General features: G+C 68.6%; 14 protein-coding genes. 2 read left to right on the top strand and 12 right to left on the bottom strand.

Annotated elements, in window-relative coordinates; genetic code table 11:
* Positions 1-117: 117 nt before the first annotated feature.
* The 3 genes from M2165_RS18665 to M2165_RS18655 form a co-directional block, all read right to left on the bottom strand.
* Positions 118-915: a transporter substrate-binding domain-containing protein gene (locus tag M2165_RS18665; protein WP_280816076.1), complete on the bottom strand. Its 798-nt coding sequence runs from the start codon at positions 913-915 to the stop codon at positions 118-120.
* Positions 916-969: 54 nt separating this feature from the next.
* Positions 970-1623: an amino acid ABC transporter permease gene (locus M2165_RS18660; RefSeq protein ID WP_280816075.1), complete on the bottom strand. Its 654-nt coding sequence runs from the start codon at positions 1621-1623 to the stop codon at positions 970-972.
* Positions 1624-1782: 159 nt separating this feature from the next.
* Positions 1783-2454 carry an amino acid ABC transporter permease gene (locus tag M2165_RS18655; protein WP_280816074.1) on the bottom strand — a complete coding sequence of 224 codons (672 nt, stop codon included), beginning with the start codon at positions 2452-2454 and terminating at the stop codon, positions 1783-1785.
* A gap of 157 nt (positions 2455-2611) precedes the next feature.
* Between M2165_RS18655 and M2165_RS18650 the strand changes: the two genes are divergently transcribed.
* Entirely contained in the window at positions 2612-3349 is a 738-nt protein-coding gene (locus tag M2165_RS18650) for a metallophosphoesterase family protein (protein ID WP_280816073.1), read from the top strand.
* A gap of 6 nt (positions 3350-3355) precedes the next feature.
* Here the strand turns inward: M2165_RS18650 and M2165_RS18645 are convergent, their stop codons facing one another.
* Together M2165_RS18645 and M2165_RS18640 are read right to left on the bottom strand one after the other, a co-directional pair.
* The gene (locus tag M2165_RS18645) at positions 3356-3892 is read right to left on the bottom strand and encodes a cysteine hydrolase family protein (RefSeq protein WP_280816072.1); all 537 of its coding nucleotides are present in this window, start codon (positions 3890-3892) and stop codon (positions 3356-3358) included.
* A 33-nt stretch (positions 3893-3925) separates the two neighbouring features.
* The gene (locus M2165_RS18640) at positions 3926-5524 is read right to left on the bottom strand and encodes a hypothetical protein (protein ID WP_280816071.1); all 1599 of its coding nucleotides are present in this window, start codon (positions 5522-5524) and stop codon (positions 3926-3928) included.
* Positions 5525-5739: 215 nt separating this feature from the next.
* Between M2165_RS18640 and M2165_RS18635 the strand changes: the two genes are divergently transcribed.
* A complete protein-coding gene (locus M2165_RS18635) occupies positions 5740-6861 on the top strand; it encodes an MBL fold metallo-hydrolase (RefSeq protein ID WP_280816070.1) in 1122 nt (373 codons plus the stop codon).
* Between the two features lie 9 nt (positions 6862-6870).
* On the opposite strand, the gene M2165_RS18630 is transcribed toward M2165_RS18635, so the two are convergent.
* From M2165_RS18630 to parC, 7 genes are all read right to left on the bottom strand, one after another.
* Positions 6871-7770 (bottom strand): NADP-dependent oxidoreductase, encoded by a 900-nt coding sequence (locus M2165_RS18630; RefSeq protein ID WP_280816069.1) that lies wholly within the window; start codon positions 7768-7770, stop codon positions 6871-6873.
* 119 nt (positions 7771-7889) lie between these two features.
* Complete coding sequence (locus tag M2165_RS18625) at positions 7890-8771, bottom strand: IclR family transcriptional regulator (RefSeq protein ID WP_280816068.1); 882 nt, start codon at positions 8769-8771, stop codon at positions 7890-7892.
* The gene (locus tag M2165_RS18620) at positions 8768-9754 is read right to left on the bottom strand and encodes a nitronate monooxygenase family protein (protein ID WP_280816067.1); all 987 of its coding nucleotides are present in this window, start codon (positions 9752-9754) and stop codon (positions 8768-8770) included. The genes M2165_RS18625 and M2165_RS18620 overlap by 4 nt, the downstream gene beginning before the upstream one ends.
* Before the next feature lie 3 nt (positions 9755-9757).
* Complete coding sequence (locus tag M2165_RS18615) at positions 9758-10381, bottom strand: 2-hydroxychromene-2-carboxylate isomerase (RefSeq protein ID WP_280816066.1); 624 nt, start codon at positions 10379-10381, stop codon at positions 9758-9760.
* 2 nt (positions 10382-10383) lie between these two features.
* Positions 10384-11112, bottom strand: coding sequence for an SDR family oxidoreductase (locus tag M2165_RS18610; RefSeq protein ID WP_280816065.1), 729 nt, complete (start codon positions 11110-11112; stop codon positions 10384-10386).
* Between the two features lie 244 nt (positions 11113-11356).
* Positions 11357-11545, bottom strand: a complete 189-nt coding sequence (locus M2165_RS18605) for a hypothetical protein (RefSeq protein ID WP_280816064.1) — start codon at positions 11543-11545, stop codon at positions 11357-11359.
* Positions 11545-13929: a DNA topoisomerase IV subunit A gene (gene parC / locus M2165_RS18600; RefSeq protein WP_280816063.1), complete on the bottom strand. Its 2385-nt coding sequence runs from the start codon at positions 13927-13929 to the stop codon at positions 11545-11547. Before parC ends, M2165_RS18605 begins: the two co-directional genes overlap by 1 nt.
* Positions 13930-13958: the final 29 nt, after the last annotated feature.

Raw genomic sequence — 13958 nt, 5'->3', positions numbered from 1 at the left:
CCGAACGCAGAAGTCGCGAAGGTTTCGCAGAGGTCGCAAAAGGAGAAACAAAGACGGATGTTCCCTTCTGCGACTTCTGCGTAACTTTTGTCTTCCTTCTGCGTTCTGACCCCGCATTTACTGCATCTTGGGCAGGTCGGCCTGTAGCCACTTCTGGTAGAGCTTGTTGAGCTCGCCGTTGGCGGTGTTCTTCTGCACGAACTCGTTCACGGCCTTGGTCAGTTCGTCCTGGCCGGGGCGCATGGCGATGCCCATGTTCTGCTGCTTCAGGGTGAACTTGTTCTCGAAGGTGTTGGCGGGCACGCGCTTGGCGATCTGCGCCGCCACGGTCACCGAGCAGCCGATCGCATCGACCTGGCCCGAGATCAGCGCCTGCATGGCCGAGGCGTCGTCGTCGAAGCGGCGGATCTCGGTGCCTTCGGGTGCCGACTGGGTCACCGTCACGTCCTGCGTGGACGCACGGGCGACGCCGACGCGCAGGCCCTTGAGGTCGGCGGGCGACTTGATCGGCGTCTTGGTCGCGCCGTAGAGCACGATGGTCGCGGCCGCATAGGGCTGCGAGAACGTGACCTGCTTCGCGCGCTCGGGCGTGATCGCGAGCGAGGCCACGAGCAGGTCGACCTTGTTGGTCAGCAGGAAGGGAATGCGGTTCGGGCCGGTCACGGGCACGATGTTGGCCTTGACGCCCCAGTCCTTGGCGAGCAGCTTGGCCACGTCGGCGTCGTAGCCGTCGGGCTGGTTCTGCGCATTGGTGGTGCCGTAGGGCGGGAAGTCGACCAGCATGCCGATCGTGATCTCGCCCTTCTTCTTGATGTCGGCAACCGACTGGGCCGAAGCGAAGGGTGCGAACACGGTCAGCGCGGCGCCGAGGCCGAGGGCTGCGAGCGCGGCGCGGCGGGTGGTGGTACGGGTCATGAATGTGTCTCCTGAAAAGAACGAAGAGAAAAGAAAGGCGGGAAATGGATGGGCTCAGCGTGCTAACGCACGAGCGCGCTTGCGCTCCATGCGCCCGGCGAGCAGCGACAGCGGCCAGCAGATCACGAAGTAGATCGCCGCGACGACCGAGAACACGATGAGCGGCTGGAAGGTCGCGTTGTTGACGATCTGGCCGGCGCGCGTGACCTCGACGAAGCCGATGATGGCGGCGAGCGAGGTGCCCTTGATGATCTGCACCAGGTAGCCCACCGTGGGCGCGAGCGCGATCTTGAAGGCCTGGGGCAGCACCACGTCGCGCATGCGGTCGCGCCAGCGCAGGTTCAGCGCCTCGGCCGCCTCCCACTGGCCGCGCGGAATGGCCTCGATGCAGCCGCGCCAGATCTCGCCGAGGAAGGCGCCGCTGTTGAGCACCAGCGCCACGCCCGCGGCGACCCACGGGTTGATGTCGAGCCCGAGCACCGGCGCGCCGAAGAACACCAGGAACAACTGCAGCAGCAGCGGCGTGCCCTGGAAGATCTGGATGAACACCGTCGAGATGCCGCGCGCCCACCCCGACTCGGAGGTGCGCATCAGCGCGATCGCGAGCCCGAGGATGGCACCGCCGACGAAGGCAATGGCCGACAGCGCCAGCGTCCACTTGGCCGCTTCGAGGATGAAAAGGAATTCGGGAAAGCCGAAGGTACGCATATCAGTGATACCCGGTGCATTGCGTCGCGTGCAACGCGTGAGACTGACGCAGCAGAGGCGGGAAACACCGCGGAACCGGCTTTGCCGGGCCGCTGGTGTTGTCCCCTTGAGGGGGGGTCCGGAGCGACACGAAGTGCGCGGAGATTCGGGGGTGGGCCATTACCTGCGGTCCGGGTAGTTGAGCGTGCGCTTGTAGATCAGCTTGAACAGCGCCGAGAACGCCAGTGCGAGCGCGAGGTAGATGGCGGCCACGACGATGTAGATCTCGAAGCTGCGGAAGGTCTGCGACTGCAGGTTCGCGGCCACCGAGGTCAGGTCGTCGGCCGAGATCACCGAGACCACGGCCGAGCTCAGCATCAGCAGGATGAACTGGCTCGTGAGCGCCGGGTAGATGGCCTTGAGCGCGGGCTTGATGATCACGAAGCGGAAGATCTCCCAGGGCTTGAGGTTGATCGCCCTGCCCGCCTCGATCTGCCCTTTGGGAATGGACTCGATGCCCGCGCGGATGATCTCCGTCGCGTAGGCGCCGAGGTTCACCACCATGGCCACCAGCGCGGCCGTCTGCGGCGACCAGCGCAGGCCGATGGCCGGCAGCGCGAAAAAGAAGAAGAACAGCTGCACCAGGAAGGGCGTGTTGCGGATCACCTCGATGTAGGCATTGATGATGAAGCGCAGCCAGCCCGGCCCCGAGGTCTTGCCCCAGGCGCAGAAGATGGCAACCACCAGGCCCAGCAGCGTGGCCGAGAGCGAGAGCTGGACCGTGATCCAGGTGCCCTTGAGCAGCAACGGCCAGGCGGCGAAGACGGCGTCGAATTGGAATTGGTAATTCATGTCGGCGGCTGGCACGGCGTGGCTGTGCGCGGGCCTCGAAAGCAATGCTTGCAGCTTATATGAAACCGGTTTCAGTTCGACCAAGGGATTACCCTAATCAGGATTTGCCGCGCCCGCGGATGGCTCGGGGAGCGGCACCGTCCCGCAGAATCGACGCATGCGCATTGCCATCGTCTCCGACATCCACGGAAACCTCGCCGCCCTCGAAGCCGTGGTCGAGGACATCGGGCGCCGCGGCGTGGACGCGGTCGTCAACCTGGGCGACAGCCTCTCGGGCCCGCTGAAGCCGCTGGAAACGGCGCGTTTCCTGATGGCGCAGGACTGGACCCATCTCGCGGGCAACCACGAGCGCCAGCTGCTCGCCGAGCCCAGCGGCGGGCGCGGTGCCTCCGATGCGTTCGCCCATGCGCGGCTCGGGCCGGCGGAGTTCGCGTGGATGGCCTCGCTGCGCCCCCGCCTCCGCTGGAGCGACGAGGTCCTGCTCTGCCACGGCACGCCGGACAGCGACCTCCACTACTTCCTCGAAACGGTCGAGCCCTCGCGGCTGCGGCCGGCCACGATGCCCGAGATCGATGCGCGGCTCGGCCCGGTCGATGCGCAGCTCGTCGCATGCGGGCACACGCACGTGCCCCGGGTCGTGCGTGCCTCGGGCGGGCAGCTGATCGTCAACCCGGGCAGCGTGGGACTGCAGGCCTACGACGACATCCACCCGCATCCGCACGTCGTCGAGACGGGTTCGCCCGATGCGCGCTATGCCGTCGTCGAACGCCGGGCCGCGGGCTGGACCGCGATGCTGGTTTCGGTGCCCTACGACCACGCCGGCATGGCGGCGCTCGCCATGGCGAACGGCCGGCCCGACTGGGCGGCCGCCCTCGCCACCGGCCGCCTTTGCTGAGCGGCGTCAGCCGCCGAGCGCGATCTGCGCGCTCTCGATCGCGCGGATCGGCACGCCGAAGCTCGTGATGCCCGCGAGCGTCGCGTTGTGGTGAGCGCGGATGAAGGCGCCCGTGGCATGCGGCTTGTCGTGCGAGGTGTGGGCATCGGCCGCGAGCACCACGTGATGGCCCAGCGCGGCGGCGCGCCGTGCGGTGGTGTCGACGCAGAACTCCGACGCGTAGCCGCAGATCACCACCCGCTTCACGCCGTGCGTCGAGAGCCAGGCTTCGAGCGGCGTGCGCAGGAAGGCGTCGGGCGTGGTCTTGCGGATGCGCGCATCGGTCGCATCGACCTCGAGCGCACCGGCGAGCTGCCAGCGTTCGGAATCGAATTCGAGGTCGACGTCGTTCTCGTGCTGGACGAAGGCCACGGGCACGCCCGCGAGTCGGGCGCGCGCGGTGAGCGCATTGATGCGGCGGATCACTTCGTCGGCCTCGTGCGGACGCGGCGGGTCGTCGCAGAGGCCGCGCTGCATGTCGATGACGAGGACGGCAGTTTTCATGGTGCCGCGAGTATGAGGCCGCGCGCCGGCGCGCTACTGCCAGGCGCTCACCTCCAGCCGCACCCTGCCCGTGATCCCCGGCGCCGCGGCCGCCGCGCCCAGGCTCGACAGCGGCACGGTGAACTGCACCCTGCCGTCGGCCAGCTGCTTCGGGCTGATCGGCAGCGAGGCCCTGCCCGCGGTGTCGGTCTGCCAGCCGTACTTGACGTTCCAGTCCTGCGCCGCCGCGTCGTCGCCGGTGCGCGGCGGCTCGATCTCGACGATCAGCGTGTCGCGGAACAGCGAGCTGCCTTCGTAGTGGCCGTCGAGCCAGAACTTCTTGTTCACCTGGTAGTCGGGCACGCGCACGCCGAGCGTCATCGCATAGGCCAGCGTGGGACGGTCCTGCTTCACCCGGGCCCTGTTGGCGAGGAACACCGTCGACAGGTAGATGGCGCGGCGCTCGGCCCTGACGGGGTCGGTCAGCTCCTTGTGCGTGCGGCAGGCGGGCGAGTCCTCCTCGGCCACGCGCCGGCTCAGGTACCAGCGCTTGCCGCGCGGGGCGGCGAGCAGCTCGATCTGGTAGAGCGCGTCGACGTCGGCATCCTTCGGCAGTTCGGGCGGCAGTACCACGCCCTCGACATCGAACCAGAGGTCCACGCGAACGTCGCCGAACAGGAAGCGCACCAGGTTCTGGTAGGCCTCCTCCGAGTTGACGATGCCGAAATAGCCCGAGTGGGACCGGAAAGCGTAGGCCGTGGCCACCGGCCGGCTGCGCCGCGCCTCGTCGATGGACCACAGCGAGGCGTTCTCGATGCGCACCAGCCCGTCGCTGCCGTGGCCCGCGAACATGCGCGACAGGCCCTTGGCGGCTTCGTAGTCGCCGCGGTTGGAGCCGACCATGCAGAAGAAGCGCTCGGCCGGAAAGGCGGCGGCCGGCAGGTAGTCCATGCGGCCCTCGACCGGCGCAGTGCCGAGGAACTCCGCCATGCGCTCGCGGTTGAAGGTGTTCATCTCGGCCGCCGACAGCCACGAAGGCACGTTGATGCCGCCCACGTCGATGCCGTTGTGCGGCGTGGCGTAGGTGAACACCTTGTCGACGCAGGCGCGCGCCTCGGCCGGGCCGAGCGCCGGGTTCTGCAGGAAGGCCCGCACGACCAGGCCGCCCATCGAATGCGCCACGAGGTAGCAGCGGAAGTCCTCGCGCGAGAACCCGGGCCCCTCGCGCTCGGCCACGAGATCGCGCACGCGCAGGATCAGCCGCCCCAGGCCCTGGGCATAGGTCTTGATGTCGCGCGCACTGCCGTCGCCCAGCAGCGCCGAGCCGCTGTCGTAGTAGCGGTAGATCACGATCGAGGCGGAGGGAATGCCGTCCACGTCCTTGCCGGTCTCGTCCGGCGAGGGCTTCCAGTCGTTGTCGAGGATGTCGAGGCCGTTCTGGTAGACGCTCTGGTACTGGAAGTCGGCCAGCAGCCGCACCACCGGCGATTCGAAGACGAACTTCTGCGCCGGCGCGTCCTTCTTGACCGTGGCGCGGTAGACCGTGGAGCCCACGTTGAAGCCGCAGAACGGATCGGCCGCGGTGTCGTCGCGCTCGGCCTCCGTCATGGCATAGCCGCGCACGTAGATGATGGGATGGCGGTTGTGGCTCATCGGTCGTCTCTTCCCCTGCCGGATGAATGGTGGGTGGCGGCAGTGTGCGGCGCTGCCGGCGCGGGCGCCATACCGCATACGGGATATGGCGCCCGAATGCGCCCTCCCGGGCGGAATGGCCCCGCGCGCCGAATGTTTCTGCAGCTGAAACCATCGCAGGGCGCCGAGCCGCTAGCCTCTCGCTCCAAGACCAACACACACCAGAGGTTTTCCCCATGCCCGACCCATCGGATCCGCAAGGCACCTACCTGCCCCGCCTGTTGCGGCGCGGCACCGCGCTCGCGGCCGCGGGCTGCGCCCTCATGGCAGGCTGCAGCGCAGCCGGCGGCGGCGAGAACCGCTACGAGGCATCGCCGCAGTTCAAGGAAGGCCAGTTCCGCAACATGGCGAACCCCGAGGCGCTTCCTTCGGCGAGCGCCTGGCGCATCTGGTCGCGCTTCCTGGTCGCGAAGAAGGTCGACACGGTGCCGGTCGATCCCATTCCGGTGCAGCCGCTCGGCACGGCGCAGCTCGAAGCGCTCGACGCGAACGCCAACCACGTGGTGCGGCTCGGCCACTCCTCGCACCTGCTCAAGCTGCAGGGCAAGTACTGGCTGATCGATCCGGTCTTCAGCGAGCGCGCCTCGCCGTTCACCTGGGCCGGCCCGAAGCGCTTCCACAAGCCGCCGATCACGCTCGAGGAACTGCCGCCGATCGAGGCGGTGATCCTCTCGCACGACCACTACGACCACCTCGACGTGGCGACGATCGAATACCTCGCCCAGCGCGTGCAGCGCTACTTCGTCCCGCTGGGCGTGCGCGCGCGGCTCATCGACATGGGCGTGCCCGCGGAGCGCGTGATGGAGTTCGACTGGTGGCAGGGCACCGAGCACGCGGGCGTGAAGCTCACGGCCACGCCGGCGCAGCACTTCTCGGGCCGCACGCTCAACGACCGCGACCGCACGCTGTGGGCCTCGTGGGTGGTGCACAGCGGCGCGCAGCGCATCTTCTTCAGCGGCGACTCGGGGTACTTTCCGGGCTTCCGGCAGATCGGCGAGCGCTTCGGCGGCTTCGACCTCGCGCTGATGGAGAACGGCGCCTACGACGCCTACTGGCCCGCCGTGCACATGACGCCCGAACAGAGCGTGAAGGCCTTCGAGGACCTGCGCGGCAAGGTGCTCTATTCGGTGCACAACAGCACCTTCGACCTCGCCTTCCACGGCTGGCGCGATCCGCTCGACCGCATCGCGAAGCTCGCCGAGGAAAAGAAGATCGAGCTCGCGACCCCGCTGATCGGCGAGGTGCTCACGGTGGGCAAGGCGCGCACCAATGCACGCTGGTGGGAGGCGCTGCGCTAGGGCGCGTGCTCAGAACACCAGGGCGCTCTTGCCGCGCGTGTGGCCGTCCAGGACCGCGGTGTAGGCGTCGGCGGCCTTGGCGAAAGGGAAGGTCGCGCTCACGGTCCACCTCATCCGGCCTTCGGCCACGGCCTGGACCACGTGTTCGAGGTTGGCCCGGTTGCGCTTGACCCAGGCGGGCTTGATGCGGGGCGACGAGACCTTGCGGCCTGCGATGGTGACCAGCGGGCCGTCGGCCTTGACCCTGGCCAGGGCGGCCTGCGTGGCTTCCTCGGTGCCGGCCATGTCGATCGAGGCATCGAAGGGTGCCGGATGGACCTGTTCGAGGCGCGCGATCAGGCCGTCGCCATAGGGCACCGCGATGGCGCCGAGCTCGCGCAGGTAGCCGAGGTTCTTTTCGGAAGCCGTTGCCACCACGGTGATGCCACGCTCCCGGGCGAGCTGGATGGCGATCGAGCCTACACCGCCGGAGGCGCCGTGGATCAGCAGTGTCTTGAGCTCGCCGAGTTCGTCGAGCACCGTCGTGGCCGTCTGCGCCACGCCGGCCAGCGTGCCGGCGACGGGCCACGCCATCGCGGGCGGACGCGCAACGAGGTTGCCGATCGGCACGTCGATCACGCTCGCGTGCGTGAACCCGTCGCCCGAACCCAGCACCTCGTCGCCCACTTTCCAGTCGGTGCTCCCGGGCGGCACCTCGACGATGACGCCCGCGAACTCGGTGCCGAAGGTCTGCGGCAGGCCGCCGTGCCGGAATTCGCCCGTCATCCGCCGCGCATCGATCGGATTGATGCCGGCGGCCTTGACCTGGACGCGGACCTTGGCCCGATCGAGCGATGGCAGATCCACCGCCACGAATTCGAGAACGTCCGGCGGACCGTATTCGGCGGCCATGAGAATCGTGCTTTGCATTGTGTGCTCCCCTTTTGTTGAATGTTCTTCAGGATGCCGACGGCGCCTTGGCCTCGGCGGCGGGCCCTGCGTCGGAAGGCCGCTCGAACGGGGCCACGCGATCGCACGGCCCCGTGCTTCTATTCGCGAAAAGAGCGCGTCGGGTTACGCGGCGTCGACGGAAGCTCGGCGGCCGTGCGGAAATGCCGCTCGATCGCCTCCACCGTCTCGCACAGCTTCGGGCGAATCTCTTGCATGAACACCTCGGGCGCCATCGAGCGTGGGCCCGCGGCACTCAGCACCATCAGCGGCATGCCCTTGCCCACGCGCAGCGGCGACGCGATGGCGTTGACCTCGCCGCGCCAGTCGCCGAACGAGCAGCAGCAGCCGTGGCGCTCGAAGTCGTCGAGCGCCTGCCGGATGCCGCGCTCGATGCGCGGCCAGTTCGCCGCGTCGAGCGTGCGGATGCGCTCCTCGAGCCCGCGGCGCGCGGCCGGCTTGGCGCCTGCCAGGTAGGCCCGCCCCATCGCCGTGGTGGCGAGCGGAATGCGCGAGCCGATGTTGAGGCGGATGGTCACGATCGAATCGCTGCGGCAGGTTTCGACGTAGAGCATCGACATGCCGTCGCGCATGCCGAGCGACACCAGGCAGCCGGTGTCGTTGGCGAGCTGCTGCATCAGCGGCCGGCTCACCTCCTTGGCATCGAGCCGCGAGAGCGTGGTGCCGCCGAGCCGCAGGGTCGCCATGCCCAGCCGGTAGCGGCCCGACTCGGCCACGTGGTGCAGGAAGCCGAGCTTGGTCAGCGTGTAGGTGAGCCGCGTCACCGTGGACTTCGGCAGCCCGCAGCGCTCGGCCAGGTCCTGGTTGCCGAGCCGCTCCTCGCCCGACGAGAAGCACTGCAGCACCTGCAGGCCGCGCGCGAGCGCGGTCACGAAATGGCGGTCTTCCTTGGCGTGCGGCCGGTGCTCGACGTCCTCGTACTCGCCGAGCTGGCGCTTGGAATGGACTTCCGCGCGTTTCACGCCCCGGCGCCCTGGAGCAGCCGCGCGAGCCGCTGCGAGACGATGTCCTCGGCCTCGCGCATGATCCGCGCCACCAGCTCGGCGACCGTGGGCACGTCGTGGATCAGGCCCGCGACCATGCCGCAGCTCCAGGCGCCGGCGTCCATGTCGCCCTCGACCATCACCTTGGGATAGACGCCGGCCACCAGGCCGTGGATGTCGTCGATGGTGGTCTGCGCGCCTTTTTCCTTCTCGATCGCGAGCAGCGCATCGACGCCCGCATTGCGCAGCACGCGCTCGGTGTTGCGCAGCGGGCGCATCACGAGCCGGGTGTCGAGCTCGCTGGCCGCGACGATCGCCGCCTTCACGTTCGCATGCACCGGCGCCTCCTGCGTGGCGATGAAGCGCGTGCCCATGTTGATGCCCTCGGCGCCGAGGGCCAGCGCCGCGACCAGGCTGCGGCCGTCGGCCATGCCGCCCGAGCCGACGAAGGGAATGTCGAGCGCCTCGGCCGCGCGCGGCAGCAGGATGAAGTTGGGCACGTCGTCCTCGCCCGGATGGCCGCCGCATTCGAAGCCGTCGACGCTCACCGCATCGCAGCCGATGGCCTGCGCCTTGAGCGAATGGCGTACCGAGGTGCACTTGTGGATCACCTTCACGCCCGCCTTCTTCAGGAGCGGCATGTACTGCTCGGGGCTGCGGCCCGCGGTCTCGACGATGCGCACGCCGCCCTGCACGATGGCGTCGATGTACTCGGGATACGGCGGCGAGGCGAAGGTCGGCAGGAAGGTGAGGTTCACGCCGAAGGGCTTGTCGGTCATCTCCCTGCAGCGCGCGATCTCGCGCGCCAGCAGCTCGGGCGTCTTCTGCGTCAGGCCGGTGATGATGCCGAGCCCGCCCGCGTTGGAAACGGCCGACGCCAGTTCGGCGAGGCCGACGAAATGCATGCCGCCCTGGATGATGGGATGTGCGATGCCGAAGAGTTGGGTGATTCTGGTTTGCATGGTTCAGTCTCTGTGATCTCGTTGCCGGATGATTTCTTCCTCGACCTCGCGCAGCCGGTCCTTGCCGAAGAAGATCTGGTCGCCGACGAAGAAGGTCGGCGAGCCGAAGGCGCCGCGCTCGAAGGCCTGCTGCGTGTTGGCGAGCAGCGCCTGCTTGACGTCGGGCTCCTGGATGGCCGCGGCAATCTCCGCCGCAGGCAGGCCGGCCGATGCCAGCGCGGTGTGCATGACGTCCGCATCGGCCATGTTCAGGCTCTGCTCCCACATGCATGAGAACACCGCGTCGAGGTAGGGCGCGAAGCAGCCGAGCTTCTGCGCCGCCACGGCGCCGCGCATGATGGCCAGCGTGTTGACCGGAAAGAACGCATTCGGCCGATAGCGCGTGAGGCCATGCCTGGCGACGAAGCGCTGCGTCTCGAGCGCCTCGTAGGCCCGCTTGTTGGCAATGCCCGCGAAGGCCTCGGCCGGCGACCGGTTGTTGGTGAGCTTGAACAGGCCGCCCAGCAGGATCGGCACGTATTCGACCTCGACGCCCGTGCGCGCTTCCATCGCCGGCAGGACCTGGTGACAGAGGTAGGCGTTCGGACTGCCGAAGTCGAAGAGAAACTCGACTTTCACTTCGCGCATGTTCACCACGCCTCCATCCACGGGCGCAGTTCCGTCTCGTGCGTCCACGCGTTGCGCGGCTGCTGGTGGATCTGCCAGTAGGCTTCGCCGATGCTTTCGGGCGAGACGATGCCGCCCTGCTCGAGCAGCGCATAGCGCTCGGGGAAGTTGGTGCGGATGAACTCGGTGTCGATGGCCCCGTCGATCACCGGATGCGCGACGTGGATGCCCTTGGGCCAGAGTTCACGCGCCATGCTCTGCGCGAGTGCGCGCAGCGCGTGCTTGGCCCCGGCGAAGGCCGCGAAGCCCTCGCGGCCGCGCAGGCTGGCGGTGGCGCCGGTGAAGATGATCGTGCCGCGCCCGCGTTCGAGCATGCGCTTGGCCACTTCGCGGCCCATGAGGAAGCCGCCGAAGCAGGCCATCTCCCAGACCTTGAAGTACACGCGCGCCGTGGTCTCGGTGATGCCGAAGCGCACGTTGGCGCCGATGTTGAACACGGCCACTTCGATGGGGGCGATGCGGGTCTCGATGTTCTCGACCAGCGCGACCATTTCCTCTTCCTTGCGCGCATCGCTGCCGAAGCCGTGGGCTTCGCCGCCCGCGGCGCGGATCTCTTCCACCAGCGGCTGGAGCTTGTCGGCGCTGCGCCGGGTGACGCAGGCGATGTAGCCCTCGCGGGCGAATCGCCTGGCGATGGCGCCGCCGGTGGCGTCTCCGGCGCCGATCACGAGGATGGCTTTCTTGTCGGTCATGCGGTTCTTTCGTCTTCGTCGGTCGAACGGTCGGGGTGCCGCGCACCGACGGCGCGCGGCCCCGCCATTCTGGGATGCAGTCCGCCGCCGCGGCGGCATCGCGGTCAATCCCGGAACTGCATGGCGGAACTCCGCGCAACGGCGCGGGGGCCTTTGCGCGGGATTCCGGTGACGAAAGAAATGCACCGCAGCACGCACGGAACCGGGCATCGGTTCCGCACAGCGGTTCGCGGTGCCGGCCTGTCTAGCCGCGTTCGCGCCGCTCGCGCGCGCGGCGCTGCTGGCGGGTTTCGCTCGCCTGCGCCGCGATGCGATCCTTCTCGCGGCGCTTCTCGCCCTGCTTCATGCGGATGCGCCGGCCGAACCAGAAGCTGCCGATGCCGGTGACGACCGCGATCACGAGGCCGATGGTGCTGATGTCGAAATCGCCCATCACTGCACCCGCACGATGGTCGAGGGCTTGAAGCCGAGGTCGGCCGCCTTGCCCTTGCGCGCCCTGGCGCCGCGCGCGTTGTTCAGCGTGCGGATCTCGAGCGTCTCGTCGCGCGCCTTGCCGCCGCGGCCGATGCCTTCGATGCGCACGCTGCGCGTGTAGGCCGCGGCACCCGCGAGCGTGTCCTTGGGGTCGAGGTCGATCAGCGTCAGGCCCCGGCCGCCCTTGGGCAGGCTCTTGAGTTCGGCGATCTCGAAGGTCAGGATGCGGCCGCCGGTCGAGGCGCACGCCACGTGGGTGGCGGCGGGCATGGGTTCGGCGCCGCCGGCACCGCCGACGAGCGAGGGGCGGCAGAGCTGCTCGCCCTCGCCCACGTCGATGAAGGCCTTGCCGCCGCGCTGGCGGGACATCATGTTCTCGACGGTGGCGATGAAGCCGTAGCCGCCGGTGTTGGACAGCAGCAGGCTCGCGCCCAAGGGGCCGGCGAAGAAATGCGTGACGTGCGTGCCGGCCTCCAGCTCGATCAGCGTGGTCACGGGCTGGCCGTCGCCGCGCGCGCCCGGCAGCGAGGCCACGGGCACGGTGTAGACGCGCACGGTCTTGTCCTTGGCGCTGCCGAAGACCAGCAGCGTGTCGACGCTGCGGCATTCGAAGGCGCCGTAGAGCGCATCGCCGGACTTGAAGCTGTATTCGGGGGCGGCACCGCCGTTGGCCGTCGGCCAGCCCTTCTGCGCGCGCACCCAGCCCTTCTGCGACACGATGACGGTGACGGGCTCGTCGACCACCTTCACCTCGGCCACGGCGCGCTTCTCGGCCTGGATCAGCGTGCGGCGCGGGTCCTCGAAGGTCTTGGCGTCGGCCTCGATCTCCTTCACCAGCAGCCGGCGCAGCGCGGCGGGGCTGGCGAGGATGTCCTCGAGCTTCTTCTTCTCGTCGCGCAGGTTCGACAGTTCCTGCTCGATCTTGATCGCCTCGAGCCGCGCGAGCTGGCGCAGCCGGATCTCGAGGATGTCCTCGGCCTGGCGCTCGCTGAGGTTGAAGCGCGCGATCAGCGCGGCCTTCGGATCCTCGGCCGCGCGGATGATCGCGATCACCTCGTCGATGTTCAGCAGCACCAGCTGCCGGCCCTCGAGGATGTGGATGCGGTCCTGCACCTTGCCCAGGCGGTGCTGCGAGCGCTTCTCGACCGTGACCGCGCGGAACGCGATCCACTCGTTGAGCATCTGGCGCAGCGATTTCTGCGTCGGCTTGCCGTCGATGCCGACCATCGTGAGGTTGATCGGCGACGAGGTCTCGAGCGAGGTCTGCGCGAGCAGCGTGGTGATGAATTCTTCCTGGCTGATGCGCGAGGTCTTGGGTTCGAACACGAGGCGCACCGCGGCGTCCTTGCTCGACTCGTCGCGCACCACGTCGAGCACCGAGAGCATGGCGGCCTTGAGCTGCGTCTGCTCGGCCGTGAGCGCCTTCTTGCCGGCCTTGACCTTGGGATTGGTGATCTCCTCGATCTCCTCGAGCACGCGCTGCGTGCTCACGCCCGGCGGCAGTTCGTTCACCACGAGCTGCCACTGGCCGCGCGCGAGGTCCTCGATCTTCCAGCGCGCGCGCACCTTGAGCGAGCCGCGGCCGGTGCGGTAGGCCTCGGCGATGTCGCCGGCGCTGCTGATGATCTGGGCGCCGCCCGGATAGTCGGGGCCGGGCACGATCGCGAACAACTCTTCCTCGCTGAGCTGGCCGTTCGACTTGATCAGCGCCACGCAGGCGTCCGCGATCTCGCGCAGGTTGTGGCTCGGGATCTCGGTGGCCAGGCCCACGGCGATGCCGCTCGCGCCGTTGAGCAGCGTGAACGGCAGCCGCGCGGGCAGCAGGCGCGGCTCCTCGGTGCTGCCGTCGTAGTTGGGGATGAAGTCGACCGTGCCTTCGTCGATCTCGTCGAGCAGCAGGCTGGTGATGCGCGCGAGGCGCGCTTCGGTGTAGCGCATGGCCGCGGCGCCGTCGCCGTCGCGGCTGCCGAAGTTGCCCTGGCCGTCGACCAGCGGATAGCGCTGCGAGAAGTCCTGCGCCATGCGCACCAGCGCGTCGTAGGCGGCCTGGTCGCTGTGCGGATGGAAGCGGCCGAGCACGTCGCCCACCACGCGCGCGCTCTTGACCGGCTTGGCGCCCACGGTGCCGTTGGCGCCGCCGTAGCCCAGTCCCATGCGCGACATCGAGTACAGGATGCGGCGCTGGACCGGCTTCTGGCCGTCCGACACGTCGGGCAGCGCGCGGCCCTTGACCACGCTGAGCGCGTATTCGAGGTAGGCCGTCTGGGCGTAGTCGGCCAGCGTGAGGGTGGTGTCGCCGTCGGTGGGGCCGTTGAGATCGAGCGGAGGTTGGGAATCGTCCATGGAGAAAAAAGAGAAAAACCGTGGGTTCG

Source organism: Variovorax sp. TBS-050B, from assembly GCF_029893635.1.
Taxonomy (GTDB): Bacteria; Pseudomonadota; Gammaproteobacteria; order Burkholderiales; family Burkholderiaceae_C; genus Variovorax.
This window is presented reverse-complemented; position numbering and strand designations above follow the sequence as displayed.

Bases quoted from the DNA above. Each gene is read 5' to 3' on its own strand.
- M2165_RS18665 (WP_280816076.1), bottom strand. From the start codon at position 915: ATGACCCGTACCACCACCCGCCGCGCCGCGCTCGCAGCCCTCGGCCTC.
- M2165_RS18660 (WP_280816075.1), bottom strand. From the start codon at position 1,623: ATGCGTACCTTCGGCTTTCCCGAATTCCTTTTCATCCTCGAAGCGGCC.
- M2165_RS18655 (WP_280816074.1), bottom strand. From the start codon at position 2,454: ATGAATTACCAATTCCAATTCGACGCCGTCTTCGCCGCCTGGCCGTTG.
- M2165_RS18650 (WP_280816073.1), top strand. From the start codon at position 2,612: ATGCGCATTGCCATCGTCTCCGACATCCACGGAAACCTCGCCGCCCTC.
- M2165_RS18645 (WP_280816072.1), bottom strand. From the start codon at position 3,892: ATGAAAACTGCCGTCCTCGTCATCGACATGCAGCGCGGCCTCTGCGAC.
- M2165_RS18640 (WP_280816071.1), bottom strand. From the start codon at position 5,524: ATGAGCCACAACCGCCATCCCATCATCTACGTGCGCGGCTATGCCATG.
- M2165_RS18635 (WP_280816070.1), top strand. From the start codon at position 5,740: ATGCCCGACCCATCGGATCCGCAAGGCACCTACCTGCCCCGCCTGTTG.
- M2165_RS18630 (WP_280816069.1), bottom strand. From the start codon at position 7,770: ATGCAAAGCACGATTCTCATGGCCGCCGAATACGGTCCGCCGGACGTT.
- M2165_RS18620 (WP_280816067.1), bottom strand. From the start codon at position 9,754: ATGCAAACCAGAATCACCCAACTCTTCGGCATCGCACATCCCATCATC.
- M2165_RS18615 (WP_280816066.1), bottom strand. From the start codon at position 10,381: ATGCGCGAAGTGAAAGTCGAGTTTCTCTTCGACTTCGGCAGTCCGAAC.
- M2165_RS18610 (WP_280816065.1), bottom strand. From the start codon at position 11,112: ATGACCGACAAGAAAGCCATCCTCGTGATCGGCGCCGGAGACGCCACC.
- M2165_RS18605 (WP_280816064.1), bottom strand. From the start codon at position 11,545: ATGGGCGATTTCGACATCAGCACCATCGGCCTCGTGATCGCGGTCGTC.
- parC (WP_280816063.1), bottom strand. From the start codon at position 13,929: ATGGACGATTCCCAACCTCCGCTCGATCTCAACGGCCCCACCGACGGC.